Origin of the sequence: Bacillus sp. ISL-41 (genome assembly GCF_018613235.1) — a bacterium.
GTDB lineage: Bacteria > Bacillota > Bacilli > Bacillales > Cytobacillaceae > Mesobacillus.
In genome coordinates this window covers 33838-58249 of record NZ_JAGGQP010000044.1, presented here as the reverse complement: position 1 = coordinate 58249, position 24412 = coordinate 33838, and the positions used below count along the sequence as shown (strand labels likewise).

The window sequence follows — 24412 nt, the reverse complement described above, 5'->3', positions numbered from 1 at the left end:
AGGCCTATTAATAGAGCGCTGCTGTACGACAAAGTAGACTTCCGCACCAGAACAGGTGGACCGCAGGAAAAGGGTTACTGCAAAAAGGTTCTATACCTTGGATTTATAGATTGACAGTTGAAAGGAGGAATGGAGGAATGGAGATGGAAGTGCAAGAGGGTTTTATTGACCATGGGATTCCGGTACAGGCTGATGAGGAACGGACCGCTGCTTTTTGTTCTAGAAAGAATGAAACAAGGTTGGTTATTGCGGCCAAAGGGTTTGTGCTCATCATTAATCCTGATACAGGGTCTGCAAAACAAGTTTTCTTTCCCGACCGCAATAAGGAATATCCATTCTCTTCTTTCAGCAGCAAAGGATTGTTCTACACAGGGGCCGGCCAAATGCTGCTCGTCCTTGATCCCTTTTTGGAGGAATTCATTTTTCATAAGGTTATTGATAATGGGGAAGAAATAGTCGGCTTCAGCTTTGCCGAGGATGAGGCTGGCTATATTTATTTCACCTCTTATCCACATTGCCACCTGCTCAGGTATTGTCCTAAAAGGCAAGAAGTGCAGGATTACGGCTCAATGGATGCGACGGAAAAATATCCGGGAAGCGTAGCGGTTGATCGAAGTGGCTGGGTTTATATCGGAATTGGAACAGAGCATAAGAATCTTGTTGCTTTCCATCCTGAAAGTGAAGAGAGAAGAAGTCTTGTTCCTGAGATCGAGCGGAAAAAGGGAGCGGGATATGTCTATTTGGGGACAGATGGCGAGGTTTATGGCCACTGGGAAGCAGCGGATCTAAAAGAGGTAAACAAGTCTTCACGTTGGATGGGATTTTTCGGTGGAAGGGTGAAGGAATGTGGCATGCGTGATCTGGGACCTTCACGTTTTTCAGGTACTGGCTTTAAGAAAGTGCACCAAAGTATGGAGTCAGTGTATGGAGTGCCTGCTTACAGTCTTTCAGAGGGCTATGTTGATTTAGTGCATAAAGAAACAGGTGCCTTAAGACGAATAGAGTTCAGCTATCAATCTGAGGGGGCAAGCCTGTCCACCCTGGTCAAAGGTCCTGACGGATATTTATATGGGACGTCCATGCATCCGCTCCAGTTATTTAGATATGATTTTTCGAAATATCAGTTAACGAATTTTGGCGGTGAGGTGATGGAGCATGGTGGTGGAGGGAATATCGCAGCTTATGCAGCACAAGGCAAGCTCCTCATTGGAGCAGCTTATGCAGGCGGTAAGCTTTATAAAATTGATACGGAAAAACCTTTTATCAAAGGGAATAACCCGAAGCTGATCCTGCAGACAGAGGAGATTCATCGTCCGCGCTGTTCCATTGCTGTTAGCGACGGAAAACATATAATTTGGGGAGGATTCCCTGGTTATGGAATGGTAGGCGGCGGCCTGGGCATCTACAATGCCATTACCGAACAAAATACAGTTCTGTCCCATAATCAAGTTGTACCGAACCAAAGCACGGTAAGTCTCGGAGAACTAAGCTCGGGGTTGATCGTTGGCGGAACAAGCATTGATACGCCGGGAGGAGCGAGGTCAGCTGAGAAAGATGCCCGGTTGTATTTGCTAGATTGGCATAATCAGATGATTGCAGATGTTTTTATTCCAATAAAAGGAACGCGGGAAATTGCCCAAATCTATATCGATCCGTTTGGTCAGGCACACTGCCTGACAGACAAGTGCCTTTACTTTGTATGCAATCCATTGACCCATGAAGTTCACTACAGAAAAGACTTGTCACAATGGGGAACTGTCGTCCGCAATGGCTTTGTTTATGATCAAGATTCCTGTAATCTCCTGATTCTATTAACAAAGACATTGCTTTCAGTTGAACTTGATGGAGGAAGTTTTAATGACCCTATTGTAGTCCGCACACTCCTAGAAGAGGCGTCAAGCGGATTGGTTCTGCATAATGGGAGGGTGTTTTACGGAGGGGGCAGCCATCTATGCAGTATAAAAGCGGACTGAGCTTCCTGTTTGGATTGTAATGTCGAAGTACATTGGATTGAGGTGAGGATTTTGTATTCTTTGAGTTCACTCTCTGCTAAAGGGATTCCGCCCTTGCTGGAGGGGGTACGATCGCGTGATGACTGGAACAGGAAGAGGGAATCGATACAGCGCAAATGGCTAGGTTGTATCGGAGGGCTACCACGGCTTGTGGAAACGAGTATGACCCTCGATTCTTGGGTGGCCAACGAAGATCATTATCTTATCAAAATTCGCTATTCAACGGTTTACGATGATTGGGTAACGGCTAATTTGCTAATCCCAAAGCTTCATGGTGTTCAGATAACAAATGATGAAGAAGTTCAAGTGTTGCTATATTCCGGCAGAGGCTTTTCAGAAAAGCCCCTTCCTGCAGTCCTTGCATTACACCCTACGAGTGCGACTGGAAAGGACGACATCAGTTTGTCCACAGGAAGAGTGAACCGCCAATATGGACTGGAGCTTGTAAAAAGGGGATATGTGGTGCTTGCACCAGATACCATAACGGCTGGAGAGAGAATCCTGGCTGATGACAAGCCATTCCATACTGCCTCTTTTTATCAAAAGCATCCCGAATGGTCTGCTGTCGCAAAAATGATAATTGACCATCAGCAAGGTATAATCCTGCTCCAAGCCTTTAAGTTGGTTGATCCAGAGAGAATTGGTGTAATCGGACATTCGTTGGGAGGCTATAATGCTTATTTTCTTGCCGGAGCTGATCAAAGAGTTAAGGCAGTGGTCTGCAGCTGCGGTTTCTCTCCTTTGGCTGATGATCCTGAAACTCATCGATGGGGAAGGAGGGAATGGTTTTCCCATATCCCGAAGCTTAGTGACGATATCACTCAAGGGAAAACTCCATTTGAATTCAATGAGATTGCCGCCCTGGCTGCGTCGACGCCATTATTTATGTGGATGGGGCAGAATGATCGTATTTTCCCTCATTGGAAGCCGGCAGCCGAGGGTCTCGCAGACTTGCATACTTTATATGAATGGCTGGGAGAGGAAGGCAAATTCATTTCCTTGATAGGAAATTCCGGGCATGATTTCCCCCCTGAAATCAGGGAGATATCGTACTCTTTTCTTGATCGCTGGCTGTCTGCGGAGATGGGCTGAAGGATTAAAAATCATCTTTGCAAAACTGCAATAACTCTATTAAAATTAGGGTTATTAAGCTGTATGGGAGCTGTCTATGAATGCTGAAAAGAAAAAGTGATTTTGAGGATCGGTACAATAAGTTCATCCGTGATTTAAAGGAAGAAATTATCTCAGGGAGAATTCGTCCTGGTGAATTTATCCTTCCCGAAAATACATTAAGCAAAGAATATGATTTAAGTCGTGTTTCCATTAGGAAGGCACTTGCTCAACTGGTGGAGGAAGGCCTGATTGAAAAGATACCTGGCAAAGGGAACAGGGTTACGGTTCCGCATGACACCCAGAAGCAGACGGTCAATCTTGGCTGGTTTTCGAATTCTTATGAAATTGAAATAGTTGAACAGATCATTGAACGGTTTGAACAACTGAATCCTTATATCAAGGTGAACCTTCAAATCCTGCCTAACAGTCAGTATGTGTATAATTTGACTGAGTCAATCGGAGCTGGCAACGGTCCGGATGTGTTCGTTGTGTCAGATTATCATTTCCGGCAGCTGGCTGAGACGAAGCAATTAGGCATTATTGAGCCATTTTTACCTGAAAATATCAATCCGGAAAAGGATAGCTATGACAAGGTTTTTGAAATGTTCACTTATCATCAAAAGCTGCTCGTCACACCATTCGTATTTTCTCCGGTTATGATTTGCTACAACCAGAAGATGTTTGAAAAAGCGGGAATTCCTGAAAAAGTGAAGATGGAAACATGGGATGACTTACTGGATATCGCCAGCCGCAATACAAAAGACCTTGATGGCAACCAGTTAATTGACCAATACGGATTTTGCTTCTCATCATTGACAAACCGTTGGCCAGTTTTCCTTTTGCAAAACAATGGACGATTCATGTCGGATGACCGTTCAAAGTCACGAATGAACAGCAAAGAGAACATCGAGGCGCTCGATTTTTGTGTGGACTTGATGTATAAGCATCAAGTTTCACCTATTTTTTCACATGGAAGCAATGTCCTTGCTGAAAATCTTTTCATGCGTGAACGAGCGGCTATGATTTTGACAACCTATTATTTTATGAACGAGTTCAGGGATCACAAAATTAAATGGGATATCCTCCCTCCGCCGAAGCAGGCGGCACCGGCTACATTGCTGCTTGGTGGGGCTCTGGGAATCAATGCGGACAGTCAGGTTAAGGAAGCAGCTCAGGCACTGGTTAGCTATATGGTCAGTACAGAGGCGCAAACGATGGTTAAACAGAATGGCTGTACGATTCCGGTTCTTCGTTTCGTGGCTGAAGACAATTATTTGCTTCAGCCAGGAGTGCATCCGCCACATTACAATGCCTTCAAGGAAATTATGCCCCATGCTGTGACGGTAAAGGATCTCAATGTAACAATCAAGGAACTGGAATTGATTGAAAGTGAACTTCACTTGCTATGGGCCAATATGGAAAAGGCAGAGGCCAGTTGCAAAAGGATTGATGACATGCTGAACGAAGGAGTCATCGTTTCTTAGCATTTGCTTTGATAAGCTCGATAGCCGGAAAGGATTTGGTGTTTAAAATGGATACAATCCAGCTTCTTAAAGACTTAAAGCCTCATCCGAGAATCTTGTTCAATGACCGGGAAATAACAGAAATCAAATCCAGAATAGGTATGCACGATTCCGCCAGTGCTATCACTTTCGGTGATATCTGGGAGCAAGTCCAGCTGCAGGCAGAGAAGTACCTCGCTGAGAAGGAGTTCAAGGTGGCGTATCCAAGCTGTGATGTTGTACTCGACATCCCGCTACCGCTTGTTGAGCTGGGTCCTGTAGGGGACCCGCCTGGCTATGTGGACTATCCGTTTTGGACGATGTATTCCAGGGCAATAGAGGAGCGAATTAAGGTGCTGAGCTTTTCTTATGGAATGACAGGGGATATCCGTTACTCTTCAATGATAAGAGAATATTTACTGTCTCTATCTTCTTTTTCAAAATGGTATGAATTCCCGCATCGTGGCGCAGAGGGCAACTTAAGCAATGCGCATTTCCTGTTAGGAGTGGCAATTGGATATGATGCAATATTCAGCACTTTATCGTCTCGGGAAAAGGAGACGATTGAAGAAGCTATTTTTTCAAAGGGACTTCAACCGCTTGAAATCGATTTCGATAATCAGGACAGCCATAATATCATTGCATCCAAGAGAGTATCAATGTTCGTTGGCGCACTAGCAATACTGGAAGTACCGGTATATACGGATCGGGTCAAGCCTTTCCTGGAGAATTCATTTGCGTACATCAGCACTTATTTGGATAACCGATTGAAAGATCCAGAAATTGAAGGCTTATTATATTTGAATGTGGCGGCGCGCCATTTGTTAATGGCGTCTGACATTTTGCAACGGTCTGCTGCAAGGGGTGAGCTGATCAACCATGATTACTTCAGCTTTCTTCCTGATGTTTTTATGTATATGTTAGGCACGGGTGCAGAAGCCAGCTTCGTTAATTTTTCTGATTCATTTTATAAGCTGGATATTTTGTATTGTATGGCTGTGCTTGCGTCGAATCGGAATCATCCTGTTGCAAGTTGGTTTATCCATCGATTTCCAGAGAGGAAGCTGGATTTATTGCTGGATTTTAAAAAGATACCACCCCCTGTGGAACCTGAACAATTTTACAAGCAAAGCTCGAAGGTGTTTCCGGTTATCGGCTGGGCGTCCCTAAGAAGTGGCTGGCAGAGAGCGGATCATCTGCTTGCTTTTAATTCCAGTGAATCTGCAAAAGATCATAACCATTTCGATCAGAATAATTTTGTTCTACATGCTGCGGGAGAATGGCTTATTACGAATCCTGGCTATCAGGATTATGTTGAGGGACCAAGAAGGGAATTCACGCTCGGTACTGTGGGGCATAATAGTATGCTTGTCGATGGCTTAGGGCAAATGCACAGGGGCCGAAGCAGATTGGTAGATTGGTATACTTCAGAAAGATTTTCTTACATTATTGGGGACGCAAGCGCTGCTTATGGTTCGGAGATAATTGGCTGGGAACGGCAAATCATTCACATTGATCAGCGTTATTTTGTGATGTTCGATAAAGTGGAAAAATCGATGCATGAGAGCGAGCTTTCCTTCCTGTTCCATACACCTGTCAGCATCCATGCGGAGGGAGAGATTCTGGGACCTGGAGATCAATCGAACCGAAACACGATTCGCTTTACTGGTGAGAAAGCTGCAGCAGAGATTTCTGTTTGTTATCCTTCTGATGCAAAAAAGGTGGTTACCAAATATCCAGGAGCAGAGCAGTATGGGGCTTGTCTGCAGGTTAGGCTCAAAGAGAGTGATAAGTTTCAGAATCTCATTACCTTAATTAGGCCATGTGGATCAGAAAACAAGAATGAACTAAGCTATGAATTATCCCGTTCGGGTCCGCTTTTTGATCTGAAGGTAACAGACCCAGACTTGGGGATAACGGATTATCTGCTAGTTAATGAGGAGAAAACAGCTGTTTATCAATCTAGTAAAGACAATCAAATAAAGATAAAAGCAGAACAAGGATGGGTTTCGCTTGCTCATAATGAGAAAACGCCTATTAAATTCGCAATCGTGAATGGCAAAGAATTAATTATGAATGAAACTGTCCTCATACATTCTAGTGAAAACATATGTGTGTCTGGCTTTTTATACGAAGAATCTGCAAAAGTAAAAATAGAACAGCTTCAGAATGGGAAAGTATATATTCTAGCGGCTAACCCTCACTGTATCTTGCTTAACGGTAATTCTCCAAAAGAGAATCAGGTACTCTGGGATGCGGAAAAAGGTGTTCTAGAGATTGATTTGTCACAGGGTATCTATGAATTGGAGTTATTTTTCCAGGCAGTCTAGTAAAAAGAAAGAAGCTATTGTAAGATGAGAATAGTCAGATTATTTACACATCTGGTTATTTTTTGAAAGGGTGACACACCGATGGACTTAACAGGATGGAAGGGTGGTCTCTACCGATATGGAAACTGGGCTATGAAACTGGCTTTCTTGAATTTGCTCTGGCTTGGTGGAATATTGTTTGGCGCTGTTCTTGCAGGTGTTTTTCCCTCAACTGTTGCCATGTTTGCTGTCATCAGGAAATGGAGGCAAAATGGGGATGTGGAGCTGCCTTTGTACCTTCATTTTAAAGAGGAGTATAAGCGTGAGTTTCTAAAAGCCAACCTTTATGGCTATGTCTGGCTCATCATCGGGGTGATTCTGTATGTAGACCTTCTGTTTTTCCGCGGCATTCCGTATTTATGGGGCACTCTTTTTTCGTTCTTCTTTTTTATCCTTGGCGTGTTCTATCTTGCAGCCCTGCTATTTGCTTTTCCTGTCTATGTCCAATATGATTTGCGGATGCTCCAATATATCAAGAACTCGATATTAATTGCACTTTCGAACCCTATATATTCTGTACTCATGGCCCTGGGGTTTTATTTCCCATACTATTTGATGATCAAAATTCCAGGCCTTTTACCTTTTTTTGGTGGGAGTTTAATTGCTCTGCCATTAATGAGTCTCTCTTTAAGGCTGTTTGAGCTCCTGGATCAAAAAGCACAGGAATAAAAGATTTGAAAATAAATATTGAATTTTCTTAAAATTTGTATTATTGTTACTTTATAAATACATGTCATATACATGTATTAGTTACAAGATGCTCTTGCAGAAAATACATACGAGAAAGGGGAGCTAGTTATTGGAAGTCAAGCACAATCCTGAATATGAATCTTCCCCGGACCTTCACAATAAAATAAAACCCGATACAAGCTGGAGTAAATTTAAAAAGAAACTATGGCGTGACCGATATTTAATCCTGCTTCTCTTGCCAGGTGTTTTGTTTTTCTTGATCTATCGCTATATTCCCATGGCTGGACTTTTACTAGCTTTTAAGGATTATAGTCCATTTCGGGGCTTTGCCGACAGCCCATGGGTAGGGCTTAAGTATTTCCAATTGATATTTGAGGATAAAGAGGTTGTAAGGGTCATCTGGAATACGCTGCAAATATCGATGCTGCAAATTATCTTTGCGTTTCCAATCTCCATCGCACTTGCATTGATGCTGAACGAGTTGCGCAGTCAGCTGCTTAAACGTTTTTTACAATCAGTTGTTTACATGCCCCATTTCTTATCATGGGTTGTTGTAGTAGGTATTACGGTCATCTTTTTAAGGAGTGAAGGTTTGATCAATAGCTTTATCGTTAATGTTCTTGGAATGAATGCTTTGCCTTTCTTAACAGATCCAGCATGGTTTAAACCGTTGATTGTGCTCCAAATTATCTGGAAGGAATCTGGCTGGGGAACGATCATTTTTTTGGCAGCGCTATCAGGCATAAGCCCGCATTTATATGAAGCGGCAGTGATGGATGGGGCGAATCGGTGGAGGCAGATCTGGCACATTACGCTGCCTGCTCTCAAGAGCACGATCATCATCATGCTGATTCTGCGTCTAGGGAATGTTATGGACAGCGGTTTTGAACAAATCTTCCTGATGCTCAATCCATTCAATATGGAGTCCGGAAACGTCCTCGATACCTTCGTTTATTTTAAAGGGATCCAGCAAGCAAACTACAGCTTTGCGACCGCTGTCGGATTATTCAAAGGAGTAATCGGCCTTATACTGGTCGTGATGGCGAACCGGTTGGCGAAACGCTTTGGAGAAGAGGGTCTATATTAACGTGCATAGGAGGGGATAGTCATGTATAAAACTTCAGCCGGAGAGAAAGCTTTTGATGGCGTAAATATTATTTTGCTAGTAATCATATCTGCAACAATGATCTTCCCATTCTTTTATATCTTCGCTGTTTCATTTTCAAGTCTCAGCGACTTTCTAGAAAATGATCTACTTTTATGGCCAAAGGACTGGGTAACCGATGCTTACACCTTCATCCTCGGATCTGACCAATTCATCCGGTCAATCTTCGTCACGATTTACATCACGGTGGTCGGGACGTTCGTCAACCTGGTGTTCACTTCGACTATGGCTTACGGATTGACGAGGGGAGTTTACGGGCAGCGAGCGATACTTTTCCTTGTACTTTTTACGATGCTATTCTCAGCCGGGATGATCCCAACCTATATGATTGTAAAAGCTACAGGCTTGCTTAATACATGGTGGGCTTTAATCATTCCTGTTGCCATCAGCCCATTTAATTTAATTATCATGAGGCAGTTCTTTTTGGGGATACCGGAAGAACTCAAGGAAGCGGCCATCATTGATGGTGCCAACGATATTCAGATTTTTACGAAAGTGATTTTACCATTATCAAAACCAGCGCTGGCCGCATTCGGGCTCTTTTATGCGGTCGGCCACTGGAACAGTTATTTTACAGGCATTCTTTACTTGAATGATCCTGCAAAATGGCCGATCCAGGTCATCTTAAGACAGATTGTCATTGTGAATGAACCAAACGCCGCACTCGGCGCCCACGAAATGATGGAGTCATTACCTCCACCAGAAACGGTACAAATGGCAGCTATCCTTTTAGCGACCATTCCAATATTAATTGTTTATCCATTTCTGCAAAAACACTTTGCTAAAGGAGTGATGCTGGGTTCTGTAAAAGGCTGATGAATTTGGATGCGTGCCTTCGGAAGTGTTGATTTGAATATAAAATAGAAGCTGGAGGGGTTAATTTGAGGAGAAAAAATCTTTTAGTCAGTTTTTTGAGTCTTTCACTTAGCTTGTCGTTAATTGGCTGTACATCGGAAGAAACAAAGGGCGATACCGATAAGAAGGATAAGGATGAAAAAGATAGTGTCGTCGATCCGTTTGACCACAGCAAAAAGTATGACATTTCTGGGATGACATTCCGCTTCGGTGATCCACCGCCAGCAAAAAGCCCTGGTTTGGATATGATTAATGAGAAATTTAATGTAAACTTCAAGCCTGAAATCATTCCGCAGGGTGATTATGCAGAAAAATCTTCCGCTATTGTTGCTTCAGGAAGTATGCCTGATCTTGTTGGATTCCAGGCAAATGATACAAGATTTTATCAGTGGGCCAAGGAAGGCGCATTCTTGCCATTAGATGATTACCTGAAACATTACCCAACACTTTCAAAAATACCAGATCATGTTTACGATGCTTTTAAAGTAAATGGCAAGATTTATGGTATCCCGCGTTATTCAAATGAATATCCGCTCGTGCCAATCATCCGTAAAGACTGGCTGGACAACTTAGGGCTTGAGGTTCCTACTAGCTATGAGGAGCTGGAAGATGTCGCGGTTGCTTTTACAAAAAATGACCCAGATAAAAACGGTAAAAATGATACTTACGGCCTTGCAATAGGAGAAAATATCAACCCGAACTTCAATATGGGTGCTTACTGGGATTTCGGTGCCTGGTACCATAAGAATGAAGACGGCGATTATATCCCGGGCATGATTTCCGAGGGACGCAAGGACTTGATCCAATTCTTCGCCAACCTTTATAAAGAGGGAGCGATGACGAAGGATTTCGCGGTGCTGAATTGGGCAGATACGAATAATGAATTCTACTCGGGCAAAGCTGGGATCTTTGTCGGCGGTGTGTCCGGGATGAGTGAAGATTATATGTCTGGTTTATTAGCCATCCATCCAGATGCAAAATTTGTGGCGCTTCCTCCGTTCAAAGCTCCTGATGGGTCTCAAGGCTTTACAATGGGATCAGGAAATTCAGGAATCATGGCACTTAATGCCAAGCTTGCCGATGATGAAGGAAAAATCTACAGAGCACTTGAAATCGTGGATGTAGGGAAGACATTCTTCCCGAGAGAAGAAAGGAATCCACAAAAACAGGATTTCGACTGGATGTGGGGTAAAGAAGGAACAGGCTATAACATGGAAGGAGACCAGCCAGTCCGTGTGCCAAACTTCTCCTCCGACGGTCTTGCTCCATCTACCTATTTCTTAGATAACAGGGAACATGTACCATCTGATGCAAAAATTCGCTATGCAGATGATTATAAGTTAGCAGAAATGAAAGACTTGGTGAATTCCTTACAAGATATGTTCGAATCAAATGAGATGTTTATCAACCCTGTTAATGGAGTCATTTCACAAACAGACCAGGAAAAGGGAACAGACCTGATGCAGTTCCTTATGAATGAACAAGCTAAAATGATCGCTGGCCAAAGGCCTGTCTCTGACTGGGATAAACTAGTCGACGAATACCTCCAACGTGGAGGAGCAGCCATCATCAAGGAAACAAACCAAGGAATAAAAGACAAAGGCTACGAAGATGTGCAGTGGAAATAAATAAGGATAAAAAGGATATAGGAGATATCGAGACCCGCTAATAATGACTGGGTTAAGGACTTCTTGGATAGATAATTCTATCTAATTTAGATAAAAATCTCTGAATGGCGATATTGTTTTGAAGAGAGGGGAGCAGAGCTCCTCTCTCTTTCATTATTGAAGGATTCTGCGGCGGATTAGTTAAAAGTGAAGTAGGATGGATATCTTTGATACAACAAAGGAACGGTTCCGTGCGTTTCCGTTCCTTTAGAACTTATTTAAGTCCCAAATGATCCTTCAGCTCACTTTGAACTCTTTGTCTCTCTTCTTCCTCTACAATAAGATAGTAGATTTTATCAATCTTTGTTCCTGTTCCGTTTAATTGCAGCTGCTGCATGTCTTTGCCTGCATTTTTATAATGTTGTTGGATATCTGTCATTTCTTCGAATGTCATGTTTGTTTTGACGTTCTTTCCTAGGGCTTCAAAAATATCATCAAATCTTGTGAGTGAACTGAAGCTGGCACCTTTTCTAATAACACCTTGAATGACTTCTCTTTGCCTTTGCTGGCGGCCGAAATCATTATTTGGATCTTGCTTTCTCATTCTGACGTAGGATAGAGCTTCCTTTCCGTCAAGCGTGATTTCGCCTTCAGGGTAGTTGTGTCCGCCGGCGGAGAAAGCCAAATTATTGTGAACATCGACTCCACCCACGGCATTTACAATGTCTTCAAAGCCTTCCATATTCACCTGAATATAGTAATCTATCGGGATATCGAGGAATTCTTCTACTGTGTCGATGGACATTTCCACTCCGCCAAATGCATAGGCGTGATTGATTTTGTCCTCAAATCCTTTTCCGATAATTTCTGTTCTTGTATCACGGGGAATGCTTAACATTTTTGTCGAATTGAGTTCCGGGTTTACAGTCAGTACAATCATTGTATCTGACCGGCCTTTATCGCCCGGGCGCTCGTCTACTCCCAGCATCAGAACAGAAAAAGGCTCCTTATTTTCAATAGTGACTTTCTGATCCCTCTTACTGGATTGATCCCTGTTAATCGGCTGGTGCATTGTCTCCACTGCATCTGTGAGGGAAGAGTACACATTATAGATGTACGCCCCTATAGCAATCATCAGTAAAAAGAAAACAATACCAGTAATTCGCAGCCATTTTCTCTTTTTCTTTCCTGTATGTTTTTCTGCTCTCACATTTTAACCCCCTGAAAAATAAATACAACTACATACTTCGTGAAGGGTAGTAAAGCTTTGTCCACTACCCAGGAATTGCTATTTTTCCAGTGGCACGGTTGTTTCGGTACCACCTTCTACGATAATGACGCTCTCTAAATTTTTGGATTCTGCTTTATCAATTTGGATTACAAATGTTCTTGGTGTGGCGTCATCAGTGCAATTGCCGTCTGGGGTGGCAATTGTTATTTTCATAATTTCAGAGTCTGGTTCGACCTTTTCAATCTCGGATGGGCAACTTCCAGATTCGTGGAGTCCTATAAAGAAAACATTTTTCTCCTTAAAGTGAGTTTCAGGTGCCTGCCTTATTAATTCATATAACATCCAAAAATCCTCAAAATCTGATTGGTTATCTGCCATCCTTACTAGATATTGATAGTGAGGTGTTTCTTCTCGTTTAAATGCCAGTTCATGCATGTTTTCAGGCAAGGATTTTTCGTTGGCGACCATGTCGTAGTATTGTTGATTATTTATAGGATCATTGCTGCAGCCATATAACCATAATAGTGATGAAAATAAAGCGAATAGAAGTGGCAGTATGGTGGTTTTCAATGTCATCACCCTTTCTAAATAAATTAGACGGTAATAAACACTAAAGGTTTCTCATTTTTCAAACACAAAATGGTCTGTTGTAATTAGGAATATCTTGGTGGTAGTAATACCATCAGTTTCTTTTTCTAAAAGCTTTAAAGACTTGAGACGCTTTTCTACATTCCTAATTGTATGAAAAAGAAATTCGGTAATTGCTACTATTGAGCAGAAGATTTAATTAACTAAATATTCTATCTGTTATTGTTTCTCTCTGATAAAATAAAATTGTGCTTTATTAAGAACAGTTGGAGGGGAATACTATGATTCTTACAAAGAAGTTTGCCAGTGTATTGCTGACGGGGACATTGTTATTAGGCTTACCTGGTGGAGCATTTGCAAAGCCGGAAAAGAAAGTGGCAGATTTAACAGTACTAGGTGATTCTTTGGCTGCAGGACAGACTCCATATCGTGAAATTGGTTCGGGATATGGGGATTATTTAAAAGCAAGGTTTGAACAATCTCAATACAAAGGGGATTTAAATAAACATGGTGTCTCAGGATATGTTTCCAGTCAGTTATTAAAAGATGTGCTGACAAACACAGATGTCATACAATCCATAGAAGATGCAGAATTCATCGTGATGGACATTGGGGCAAATGATCTTTTGAGGGAGCTGGGATCGAACGATCTTGTGAAAATCCAGGCAGCCTTGGTAGGAGTGCAGAACAATTTAAACCAAATTTTAAAAACAATAGATGAATTAAACCCAAATGTCGATGTCTATGTAATGGGGTATTACAACCCATTCCAACACATGCCGGAGGAGCAGCAAGCATCCTTGATGCCATTGCTGGAGAATTTGAACCAAACGATTGAGAAAGCTTCCGAAGATAACGGTGACACTTTTGTTCCAACTGAGAAAATAATCGCAAAACGTTATCAAGAATACCTTCCTAATCCAGCTGATATACATCTTAGCGAGGAAGGCTATAAAATAGTGGCGAAAGAGTTCTGGAAAGCGATAGATGGTAACCTGAAGTAGTCTGAGTGCCTGGCTAAATACAGCCAGGCATTTTTTTGAAATGAATTTTGATCTGTATTCTACTCACTGGTTGTATTTTGAATTGTTAGGATAATAGGTCTTAATGTGATAGATGATCGATCCATCCGCTTCGACGGTATAGTCAATGTCCTCTGTTTCAAATATCCCTATTAATTTATTCCTCTCCAATTGCCTTTTTACATTCAGTTCATTTATATGCTGGGTAAGCTCTCCGTTGTATGTACTATTTGTCTTTGCAAGTACTTCAAGATACGTAATAATGAATAGACGTTTTTCCATGATTTCCAAGAATGATTGTTTGTGGGATTTGAATGCGGAAGGGACCTTTAACTTTTCAGCTTTCAGCAAAAGGACGTTAAGAGAGGTTTTATCTTGTTGTAAAGAGGCTAAGTCAACAGCTGAAGGAAATGGTGTTACGGTTAAATGGTGATTTAAAAGGGCGTCACTTTTCTCGGTATATTCGCGGTGCGCCTCCAGGTACTTGAAAATTCTATCATGCTTATTAACGATCAAGTCATTGTAAATCTTGGTTGGAATAGTAGAAAACATAATGGCAAATAGGACGATTCCGGCCAAACTGTAGGTCCACCATGGCCTGTTACTTTTCTCTTTTCTGTTAACGGGAAAATAGATGCTTTCCTGTTCAAAATTCAAGCCGTCCCGATTGAGCTTATTCATTTCCTTTTTAAAATGTTTCTGTGCAGGAGTTGCCATCTAAAACACCCTTTGGATAATTTTTCTAAAACTTACCTTTATATTAATCCTTATGGGGGTATTACTCAATAAGAATTTGTCGGATTTTACCTATCTAACGTTAAATTTGTCGTATTGACCCGGGAACGGACAAACAGTAATAGTATCCTGTTTAGAGAGGGAATTACTAACCTTGCTTCCAATCTATCAGGCAAAATGGTCTTTGGCTTTTGAAGTGCTTACTACTCTAATTCCTGAACTGATTATCACCTGCTCACTTTGGCTAGGCTGTGGTTGAAGAGGGTGATTAGATGTTGGATTTTCAACTGATATTCGGGCTGGATAAGCTCATGCATTTCTTGGGTTTTGCGGGTGTTTCAGTGTTAATAGGAATATTCATTTTAATAATCTCAGGTCCTGATTGCGTAAAACAACAGTTAAAGATTGTATGGTTTTCTCTGGTGACGGTCGGAATCATTGAGGAGTACCGACAGTTTCTGGACCCTAGCAGAAGTGCTGAGTTTTTGGATGCAGTGGCAAATATTGCAGGGGTAAGTATGGGAATTGGTATTACATTAGGGTTGTCTTATTTGTTTGCTAATAAGAAGAGGGTTCTTTCAAGTGTGTTTCATGTTTACCCAATATTCTTGATGATACTGTTAGTAGGTTTGCTATATATTAATGAAAGGCCTTTCTTAAAAATGGAAGTGTCCTTTCAAGAACGGGTCAGGAGCCTGGCGGCGTTGATTGGTTTTTAGGAGGTATTGAAAAAGCGGAGGCACCATTCTCCGCTTTTTTCATACTCTTATAAACTTGGTGAATAGGCAGTTTGCGGAATGTTATTATATTCAGCCGCGTCCAGCTTCTCCACTGAGCCATCAACCACTCCGTTGATGATTCCATATAGGCCGGTTTCTACTGCTTTGACCAGCTGGCCTTTTTTCTTTTGCCCCAAAGAGTGCGATTGGCCTCTTACTTCGAAAAGGACTGTGCCGCTTCCGTTCAACGCGAAGCTTCCAAGGGCAGTTCCTGGGAGATCCAAGTTTTGTTGATAAAGGGTGATATTGTTGAATGGTGAGTTTTCACCAAGTGACTGCAGCGCGTTATAGGCGGCAAGATTCAGTTGCTTGGAAAACTCGAAATTATAGTTGTCCTTGTACTCAGCGTACTTAGCGCCTTCTGCTGTGTTCGGATCCGGAACAAAGTCTGCTGAGAGGGACATAGTGACAAGGTCGTCTGTTCCTTCAACATAATATTGGCCCTGGTGGTGAAGGTCGATGAAGACATCCACTTTGCCGAACTCTGCCTGGAGTTTTTTATACACATCACGCACTGTTTGTGATTCAGGAGTGATGTACCAGCCGGCTTTACTTGATGTGCCTGGGAAATCTTCTGCCTGCGGAACATAATCAAGGTCTGGATTAAAGTCCCGGTTTACGTCAAATCCAGGACGGTCATTGTAGTCCCTATCCTGGATGATGCGGTTGTTATAGTAATTCCAGGCAGGAGACGCTGCATCTGCAAGCTGAGGGAAATCCTCGACGACTTCTTCCCATGACATATCATTGCCGCGGCGGTCCAGCTCGGATGCATCAGGGTTCATTTTTGGCAAAGTGACGAGAGTGATTTCCTCGCGGATTTTTTGAGCTTCAGGTGAATTGCTCGATCCCAGGTATTGAAGCATGCTGAGCAGCGCCTCTGTTCCAGTGCTCTCATTGCCATGGATCTCGCTTTCAATCAGGACTACTTTTTCTCCGGTCCCGACTCTTGCCTGGTAAATATCCCTTCCCTGGTTTGATTGTCCGACAACCTCCAAGGCGACTTTTCCCTGGCTGTTCGCTTCGATTTGCTGCAGTCGTTTGACCATTTCCGCATAGTCTGTAAATCCATTGACTGAATAAACCTGATTTTCGTTATAGAGTTTCCCGTTTGGCGAGTTGGTTGCCAGCGTTGGTGTGGCAAGGGCAGTACATAATGCCAATACACTTAGTCCGATGATTACTTTATTTTTCTTCATTAACACATCGCTCCTTTAACTAATAAAAGTAATTTCCTAGCTATTTTAATAGGGTTAATAGGGGAATGTTGTTGTAATTTGTCGAATATTTCGACTTTCGAAATAAATGAGAGGAACGAACTAGGAAACCTTGGGATATTGGTAGTTTTGATTTAGAAACAAGAGAAGAGGAGGGTATATCTATTTTCCTGTATTTTTGAATTGGAGCAACATTGGTTTGATAGAAAGGGATTGCAAGTATGTGACGACACAGCTTTGATAAGTCATAATTGAATAGAATGGGAGAGTTTTGTTGGGAGGATTTGAGTTGAAGCTAAAAGGCTTTGAGATTGTAATAGTAATTATGACAATTATAATCTTTGGTGTTTCTGTATTCATTGCTTTTAGGTCTGCTATCGACCTGTTCTATAATAAGTACGAAGGGTATGTGGCATTTACCGAAGTGGAAGACGATCGTTATATTGTGCTGGTTATTAAAGATATAACAAAAGAGGAAATTGAAGCATATACAGATGCTGCCGAATTAGATCATATTGCACAGCAAGATGCGAGGGATTATGGAACAAGAGGCAACTACTTTTCAATAAATCGAAGAGATTTCGAGAAGCTTAAAAAAGGGCAGAAAGTCGAAATCTACTATAAAGAGCAGGCAGCAGTAGATATATGGGGAGCTACCATAAAAGCTTCGAAGATTAAAATTACAGAAGAGTGAATTGAAGACTTTAGCACACCACCGCACTGGGGGTCTGACCCCCGTTGCGGTGGTGTGGTGAAGTGTTTGGCTTTGTCTGATCCTACTTAGTCAATCGTCTAGACAAACAAAATGGCGGTTGTTAAGATTAGGGTGGTTAACTATAATTCGGGAACTCTCGTCTCTTTTTTATAAGCCGGCAGTAATTTCTTAATCCTGAACTATGGGAGGAAAGGTAATGAGGAAAATTAAATGGGGAATTTTAAGTACGGCGAACATTGCTCAAACACAGGTCATTCCTGCGATTCAAAGATCGGCTATAGGAGAGGTTGAAGCGATTGCCAGTTCTAGCGGCAAAGCGGTAGAGGTGGCGGTGGAGCTGAATATTCCAAGAGTATATGATACCTACGAAGAGCTGCTGGGAGACCCGAATATTGATGCTGTCTATATTCCTCTGCCTAACAATCTCCATCGAAAATGGGTCCTCGAAGCAGCAAAACACGGGAAGCATATTCTATGTGAAAAGCCGGCGGCGTTAACAGCCGAAGAAATGGTCGAGATGGAAAGGTACTGCAAGGAACAGGATGTTTTATTTATGGAAGCCTTCATGTATCAATTTCATCCTCAGCATGAGCGTGTCAAGGAGATCATCGCGTCTGGAGAAATTGGCGAGGTAAAGCTGATGCGAAGCAGCTTCTCTTATTACATGGTTGACCGTGAGACGAACATCCGCATGAATAAAAGCTTGGGCGGGGGCAGTATCTATGATGTTGGCTGCTATTGCATCCATAGCATGCGGTTTATTTTAGGAGCTGAACCTGTAAAAGTCCATGTACATGGCAGACTGGATCCGGAGACAGGTGTAGATGTTTCAGCTGTGGCTTATCTGGAATTCGACCAGGGTATTCAGGGTGTTTTTGATTGCAGCTTTGAAGCAAACTTCAGACAGGAATTTGAGGTGGTGGGCACTAAGGGGAGGATTCTGGTACCCAGAGCTTTCCGTCCGGATGTAGAGGGTGGTGTTGGGTTGGTTATAGTTGAATCTGACGGCCAGCAAAGAACTGAACAGGTTGATGGAGATATCTATTTATACGAGATAGATCATCTTTCCGAAGCGATTCTCGAAAAGAAACCTCTGAGCTATCCAGCAGAAAAAACCATCGCCAATATGCGTGTCATTGATGCCTGCTACTCATCTTTAGAAAAGAAAGAAGAAGTTACTATATAAGCAATCAAAACCAGAAAGTTACTAGAACAAGAAAGTCCGTCCCTTTGTCTCCGTAAGAAAAGTTAGTTTAATCGGTATACAAAGTAGATGAACTTCGTTTATAATTTGAATAGATCTTAAAATGAACATGGAGGTTATCAGTGTGAAAAATTCTAAGCAGAATGAACCTTTAGTTACGCATATTTTTACGGCAGATCCTTCCGCGCATGTTTTTGAAGGGAAGCTTTATATTTATCCTTCACATGATCTTGATCATGATGAGCCTTCGAATGATAATGGTGACCAGTATAAAATGGAGGATTACCACGTCCTTTCCATGGAAGATGCTGATGCTCCATGTATTGACCATGGGGAAGTGCTTCATCTAAAAGATATCCCTTGGGCAAGCAAGCAGCTATGGGCTCCGGATGCTGCTTATAAAAACAATACGTATTATTTATTTTTCCCGGCACGGGACCAGGAAGGGATCTTCAGAATTGGTGTGGCGACGAGCCAAAGTCCTGCAGGGCCTTTCAAACCTGAGCCAAATTATATTCCTGGCAGCTTCAGCATCGACCCGGCGGTGTTAGTGGATGAGGATGAAAAAGCTTATGTTTATTTTGGCGGCCTCTGGGGAGGACAGCTGGAAAAGTGGCAGACAGGCACGTTCCTACCTGATGCTGAAGGCCCGGCACCGACGGAACCTGCTTTAGGACCAATCGTTGCTGAATTAACCGATGATATGTTGAATTTTAAAGGGGAACCACAGGAAATTTCCATTGTCGATGAAGAGGGCAATCCGATTCTTGCAGGTGATGAGGACCGCAGATATTTTGAAGGGCCATGGGTCCATAAGTACAATGGTCTTTACTATCTTTCTTATTCAACAGGTACGACTCATAAAATTGTTTACGCTGTCAGCGAGAATCCACAAGGGCCATTTGTATATAAAGGCACGATTCTTACACCTGTCAGCGGCTGGACAACCCACCATTCGATTGTTGAATTCAAAGATAAGTGGTATTTGTTCTATCATGACTGCTCGATGTCTGGCGGCGTGAACCACAAACGTTCTGTGAAATTCACGGAACTAAAATATAATGAAGATGGAACGATCCAAACGATCGATCCTTATGCTGATCGATAAAATTCTACAGAGAAAAACCCGATTCAAAGCTGAATCGGGTTTTCATTTTATCAAGTCTATGCTTCTCCTGCTTTTATAAAATGGTCAACGACAAAAGCAGATACGCCCAGGGCAGTTGAATATTTTCCAAGCTTTGAGAACTCTAGTTGCATCTCCTTTTGGTGGTATGCAAGTGTATGATTCTCAATCGTCGTAAGGATTGGTTCCTCAATCCATTCTCTTAACAGAGCTAAACGGTTTCCGATGATCACCTGGTCAGGATTGAAGGTATTAATGATGTTATTGATCCCGAACCCTAAGTACTGTCCAATCTTTTCAAAAAGATCGATTGCTGATTTTTCTCCGTTTTTAGCATGCTCGATCAAGGACTCCAATGAGTCAATATTTTCTCCAGCCATTTCAAGAAGGGCGTTTTCAGAAGCATAGGCTTCCCAGCACCCTCTGCTGCCGCAGTTACAGCGTTTACCGTTCAATTCTATAATCATATGGCCCATTTCACCTGAAAATCCACTTTTCCCCTGGTACAGCTCTGTGTTTAAAATAATTCCTACGCCGATACCGATTCCGGCACTGACATAAAGGATATTTTCATAGTCCTGGCCTGCCCCAAACTGCTGCTCGCCGACCGCTCCGGCATTTGCTTCATTTTCGATGATGATTGGCACGTTAAATATTCTTTCCAGGTCTTCTTTTAATTGGATGTTAGTCCAGCCTAAATTTGGAGCAAGCAGGACTGATCCTTCTTTGTTCACAATTCCAGGGACACCTACTCCAATTCCGACAATGCCATATCGGCTGTTAGGCATATCATCCATCAGGGATTGAATCATTGTTTGGACAGTGCTGATAATAGAAGAATAGGAGGTCCGATTCACATTTTGGCTTTTCTCAACGATAATCTTCCCTTTTAAATCCGTTAACACTGCCAGGATATAATTGACGCCAATATCAACACCAATTGCATAGCCAGTACTCCTGTTGAAATGGAGGATGACCGGTCGCCTGCCGCCGCTTGAAATCCCTGGGCCAGATTCGTAAATCAGTTCATCCTCTAATAATTCAGTGACTAAAGAAGAAACGGTCGTCTTATTCAAGCCTGTTACATTGGCAATGTCTGCTCTGGAGATTGTCTCTTTTTCAATGATCAGACTCAGGACAAGTGCTTTATTATTTTTCTTTACAACATGCTGATTCCACGTTAAGGTTCCCACTGATTTATAGCTCCCTTATTTAATAGTAATTTTATTTTATCATAATCTTAGTTTGCCAAACATACAAACTTTGGAGGTATCGTAGCTAGTGTAACTTAATTTTAAGTATGAGTTCTGGGTTAGTAAAAGAAAACTGAAGGGTTTTATCCATCATATCTTAAATTTTCTTCACAAAATCTTAGTTTATCAGATAGACAAACTAAGTATCTGGTGCTATAATTTGAATTGTAACAGGAGAAAAGATATTTTATAAAACAAAATTTTGTAAGCATTTACATGAATGGTTTCTAAACAAAATCCAGGGAGGAATTACGGCATGGCTTATTTTGAATCAGTGAACAAAATCCAATTTGAAGGTCCACGCTCCAACAATCCTTTTGCATTTAAATATTATAATCCAGAAGAAAAGATCAATGGAAAAACAATGGAGGAACTTCTTCGTTTTTCTGTAGCTTACTGGCATACATTCACGGCTGATGGCACAGATCCATTTGGTGTTGGGACTGCAATCCGTTCATGGGACCGGTTCGATGGCATGGATTTGGCAAAAGCACGCGTTGAGGCTGCGTTTGAACTTTTTGAAAAATTGAATGTTCCTTTCTTTGCTTTTCACGATGTGGATATCGCTCCTGAGGGCAGCACTTTAAAAGAAACAAACGAAAACCAGGACGCAATTGTTTCCATGATTAAAGATTATATGAAAACTAGCAAGACGAAATTGCTCTGGAACACGGCTAATATGTTCACGAATCCAAGATATACTCATGGTGCTGCAACTGCTCCAAATGCTGATGTTTTTGCATATTCTGCAGCGAAGGTGAAAAAAGGCCTTGAAGTAGCGAAAGAGCTTGGTGCACAAAACTATGTATTCTGGGGCGGCCGTGAAGGCTATGAAACACTGCTCAATACGGACATGAAGCTTGAGCAGGACAACCTGGCCCGTTTCTTCCATATGGCAGTCGACTATGCAAAAGAGATCGGCTTGAATGTACCATTCCTGATTGAGCCAAAACCAAAAGAGCCAACTAAACACCAATATGACTTTGATGTTGCTACTGGTCTAGGATTCTTGCAAAAATACGATCTGACAGACTACTTCAAGTTCAATATTGAAGCGAACCACGCTACACTTGCCGGCCATACTTTTGAGCATGAACTTAGAACGGCTCGCATTAACGGAATGCTTGGTTCAGTAGATGCGAACCAGGGCGATACACTGCTAGGCTGGGATACAGATGAATTCCCAACAGATTTGTATACTAATACACTGGCAATGTATGAGATCTTGAAAAATGGCGGCTTGGGAAGCGGCGGCTTGAACTTTGATGCTAAAGTAAGAAGAGGTTCTTTCGAGCAGGAAGATCTTTTCCACGCCCACATTGCAGGAATGGATGCATTTGCAATCGGCCTGAAAGTAGCAAACAAATTAATTGAAGATAAGGTTCTTGATAGCTTCGTTGAAGAACGTTACAGCAGCTATACAACAGGAATCGGCTTAAGGATCGCAGAAGGTAAAACAAACTTCCGTGAACTTGAAGAATATGCTCTTCAGTTAACCGAGATTAAAAACCAGTCTGGCAGAACAGAACGCTTAAAAGCAGTGATCAATCAATACCTTCTGGAAACACTTTAATTCGTAAAAGTATAATTTAAACTTAAGCATTGGGGTTGTCTAAATAACGAAGTGGTAAATCCTCGCTGTGAGGACCGGCCCTGTTAGACAGCCCCATTTCTATAGAATAGGAGGATCTAGGGTGAAATACGTCATCGGAGTGGATCTTGGCACAAGTGCCGTTAAAATACTGCTGGTCAATCCAAGTGGAGAAGTGTGTAAGGAAGTTTCTAAATCATACCCCCTTATCATTGAAAAATCTGGTTACAGTGAACAAAACCCTGAAGAATGGGTTGAAAAAACCACGGAGGGTCTTGCTGAACTTTTAGATCAATTTGATGGAGATGCCGCTGAAATTGAAGGCATCAGTTTTTCCGGGCAAATGCACGGACTTGTTTTATTGGACGAAAACCATCAGGTATTACGGAATGCGATTTTATGGAATGATACAAGAACAACGCAGCAATGTGAGGAGATTTACAGTGTTGTTGGCAAGGAGCGGCTGTTAGAGGTAACAAAGAATCCTGCATTGGAAGGATTCACCTTGCCAAAGATCCTCTGGGTAAAAGAAAATGAACCGCAAGTATTTAAAGGTGCCAGCACTTTTTTGCTGCCTAAGGATTATTTACGCTATCGTATTACCGGGGAGATTCAGATGGAATACTCGGATGCTGCCGGGACTTTGCTGTTGAACGTGGCTGAGCGTCAATGGAGCCAGGAAATCCTCGATGCATTTGGTCTTTCTCCTGAGTTCTGCCCGCCATTGGTGGAATCCCATGAAGTCGTTGGCAGTCTTTCACCTGAATTCTCGAAGGCAACCGGGTTAACGGAAGGAACAAAAGTGTTTGCTGGCGGTGCAGATAATGCATGCGGTGCGATTGGCTCCGGGATTTTAACGGAAGGAAAAAGCTTATGCAGCATCGGCACCTCGGGTGTTGTTCTATCTTATGAAGAAAGAAATGACCTCGATTTTGCAGGAAAGGTTCATTATTTTAACCATGGGGAAGAGAATGCTTATTACACAATGGGCGTGACGCTGGCAGCCGGTTACAGTTTAAGCTGGTTCAAGGATACTTTTGCAAAACAGGAGGCTTTTGACGAGTTCTTAGAGGGAGTGAATGAAGTACCAGCCGGCAGCAACGGTCTGTTATTTACTCCTTATATCGTCGGGGAGAGAACACCGCATGCTGACTCCGCCATTCGCGGCAGCTTTATTGGCATCGATGCTTCACACGAGCGCAAGCACTTTGCACGGGCAGTGCTTGAGGGAATCACATTCTCTCTAAATGAGTCCATTGAAATTTTCAGAAGCAGCGGAAAGACGATTGATGCTATCATCTCCATCGGCGGCGGAGCCAAAAACGAAACATGGCTGCAAATGCAGGCAGATATTTTCAATGCGAAAATTGAAAAGCTGGCAAGTGAACAGGGGCCTGGAATGGGAGCCGCCATGCTCGCTGCATACGGCTGCGGCTGGTTCCCATCACTGAAGGATTGTGCAAAAGCATTCATTCAAGTCTCTAAAACCTATGAGCCAATTCCTGCAAATGTTGAACAATATAAGAAGCTCTTTTCGATTTATCAGAATGTATACACACAGACCAAGACGCTTAATGACCAGTTAAAAGAATTCAGAAGATAAATTTGAATCCCCACTTAATGTGGGGCTTTCTTTTA

The 24412-nt window shown here is 42.3% G+C and carries 20 protein-coding genes; 15 read left to right on the top strand and 5 right to left on the bottom strand.

Features of this window, described 5'->3' with window-relative positions; translation table 11 throughout:
* Positions 1-137 precede the first annotated feature (137 nt).
* The 8 genes from J7I80_RS20865 (at position 138) to J7I80_RS20830 (ending at position 11334) form a co-directional block, all read left to right on the top strand.
* Positions 138-1973 carry a ligand-binding sensor domain-containing protein gene (locus tag J7I80_RS20865; protein ID WP_214740997.1) on the top strand — a complete coding sequence of 612 codons (1836 nt, stop codon included), beginning with the start codon at positions 138-140 and terminating at the stop codon, positions 1971-1973.
* A 189-nt stretch (positions 1974-2162) separates the two neighbouring features.
* Positions 2163-3104: an alpha/beta hydrolase family protein gene (locus tag J7I80_RS20860; protein ID WP_353050143.1), complete on the top strand. Its 942-nt coding sequence runs from the start codon at positions 2163-2165 to the stop codon at positions 3102-3104.
* Positions 3105-3184: 80 nt separating this feature from the next.
* Entirely contained in the window at positions 3185-4609 is a 1425-nt protein-coding gene (locus J7I80_RS20855) for an extracellular solute-binding protein (RefSeq protein ID WP_214740993.1), read from the top strand.
* A gap of 47 nt (positions 4610-4656) precedes the next feature.
* Positions 4657-6957, top strand: a complete 2301-nt coding sequence (locus J7I80_RS20850; protein ID WP_214740991.1) for a heparinase II/III domain-containing protein — start codon at positions 4657-4659, stop codon at positions 6955-6957.
* A gap of 81 nt (positions 6958-7038) precedes the next feature.
* Positions 7039-7665 (top strand): YesL family protein, encoded by a 627-nt coding sequence (locus tag J7I80_RS20845; RefSeq protein ID WP_214740989.1) that lies wholly within the window; start codon positions 7039-7041, stop codon positions 7663-7665.
* Positions 7666-7849: 184 nt separating this feature from the next.
* On the top strand, positions 7850-8773 hold the full coding sequence (locus J7I80_RS20840; RefSeq protein ID WP_214741052.1) for an ABC transporter permease: 924 nt from the start codon (positions 7850-7852) through the stop codon (positions 8771-8773).
* A 21-nt stretch (positions 8774-8794) separates the two neighbouring features.
* Positions 8795-9667, top strand: coding sequence for a carbohydrate ABC transporter permease (locus J7I80_RS20835; RefSeq protein ID WP_214740987.1), 873 nt, complete (start codon positions 8795-8797; stop codon positions 9665-9667).
* 65 nt (positions 9668-9732) lie between these two features.
* Positions 9733-11334 (top strand): extracellular solute-binding protein, encoded by a 1602-nt coding sequence (locus J7I80_RS20830; RefSeq protein ID WP_251027892.1) that lies wholly within the window; start codon positions 9733-9735, stop codon positions 11332-11334.
* A 253-nt stretch (positions 11335-11587) separates the two neighbouring features.
* Here J7I80_RS20830 and tagU read toward each other — a convergent pair whose 3' ends face one another.
* Positions 11588-12523 carry a polyisoprenyl-teichoic acid--peptidoglycan teichoic acid transferase TagU gene (gene tagU / locus J7I80_RS20825; protein ID WP_214740985.1) on the bottom strand — a complete coding sequence of 312 codons (936 nt, stop codon included), beginning with the start codon at positions 12521-12523 and terminating at the stop codon, positions 11588-11590.
* A 78-nt stretch (positions 12524-12601) separates the two neighbouring features.
* On the bottom strand, positions 12602-13114 hold the full coding sequence (locus J7I80_RS20820; RefSeq protein WP_214740984.1) for a hypothetical protein: 513 nt from the start codon (positions 13112-13114) through the stop codon (positions 12602-12604).
* A gap of 299 nt (positions 13115-13413) precedes the next feature.
* Here J7I80_RS20820 and J7I80_RS20815 point away from each other — a divergent pair, with 299 nt between their 5' ends.
* Complete coding sequence (locus J7I80_RS20815; protein WP_214740982.1) at positions 13414-14136, top strand: GDSL-type esterase/lipase family protein; 723 nt, start codon at positions 13414-13416, stop codon at positions 14134-14136.
* A gap of 63 nt (positions 14137-14199) precedes the next feature.
* Here the strand turns inward: J7I80_RS20815 and J7I80_RS20810 are convergent, their stop codons facing one another.
* Positions 14200-14871: a hypothetical protein gene (locus J7I80_RS20810; protein ID WP_214740980.1), complete on the bottom strand. Its 672-nt coding sequence runs from the start codon at positions 14869-14871 to the stop codon at positions 14200-14202.
* Positions 14872-15161: 290 nt separating this feature from the next.
* On the opposite strand from J7I80_RS20810, the gene J7I80_RS20805 reads away from it, so the two are divergent.
* Positions 15162-15608 carry a VanZ family protein gene (locus J7I80_RS20805; protein WP_214740978.1) on the top strand — a complete coding sequence of 149 codons (447 nt, stop codon included), beginning with the start codon at positions 15162-15164 and terminating at the stop codon, positions 15606-15608.
* 47 nt (positions 15609-15655) lie between these two features.
* On the opposite strand, the gene J7I80_RS20800 is transcribed toward J7I80_RS20805, so the two are convergent.
* Complete coding sequence (locus tag J7I80_RS20800) at positions 15656-16867, bottom strand: M14 family zinc carboxypeptidase (protein WP_214740976.1); 1212 nt, start codon at positions 16865-16867, stop codon at positions 15656-15658.
* Positions 16868-17159: 292 nt separating this feature from the next.
* Here J7I80_RS20800 and J7I80_RS20795 point away from each other — a divergent pair, with 292 nt between their 5' ends.
* The 3 genes from J7I80_RS20795 to J7I80_RS20785 all read left to right on the top strand — a co-directional run bounded on the left by J7I80_RS20795 (position 17160) and on the right by J7I80_RS20785 (position 19912).
* Positions 17160-17579, top strand: a complete 420-nt coding sequence (locus J7I80_RS20795; protein ID WP_214740974.1) for a DUF3221 domain-containing protein — start codon at positions 17160-17162, stop codon at positions 17577-17579.
* Between the two features lie 217 nt (positions 17580-17796).
* Positions 17797-18786 carry a Gfo/Idh/MocA family protein gene (locus J7I80_RS20790; RefSeq protein WP_214740972.1) on the top strand — a complete coding sequence of 330 codons (990 nt, stop codon included), beginning with the start codon at positions 17797-17799 and terminating at the stop codon, positions 18784-18786.
* Between the two features lie 142 nt (positions 18787-18928).
* The gene (locus J7I80_RS20785) at positions 18929-19912 is read left to right on the top strand and encodes a glycoside hydrolase family 43 protein (RefSeq protein WP_353050142.1); all 984 of its coding nucleotides are present in this window, start codon (positions 18929-18931) and stop codon (positions 19910-19912) included.
* 56 nt (positions 19913-19968) lie between these two features.
* Here the strand turns inward: J7I80_RS20785 and J7I80_RS20780 are convergent, their stop codons facing one another.
* Entirely contained in the window at positions 19969-21123 is a 1155-nt protein-coding gene (locus J7I80_RS20780; RefSeq protein ID WP_214740970.1) for an ROK family transcriptional regulator, read from the bottom strand.
* 316 nt (positions 21124-21439) lie between these two features.
* On the opposite strand from J7I80_RS20780, the gene xylA reads away from it, so the two are divergent.
* Both xylA and xylB read left to right on the top strand, forming a co-directional pair.
* Positions 21440-22756, top strand: coding sequence for a xylose isomerase (xylA, locus tag J7I80_RS20775; RefSeq protein WP_214740968.1), 1317 nt, complete (start codon positions 21440-21442; stop codon positions 22754-22756).
* Between the two features lie 121 nt (positions 22757-22877).
* The gene (gene xylB / locus J7I80_RS20770; RefSeq protein ID WP_214740966.1) at positions 22878-24377 is read left to right on the top strand and encodes a xylulokinase; all 1500 of its coding nucleotides are present in this window, start codon (positions 22878-22880) and stop codon (positions 24375-24377) included.
* Positions 24378-24412: the final 35 nt, after the last annotated feature.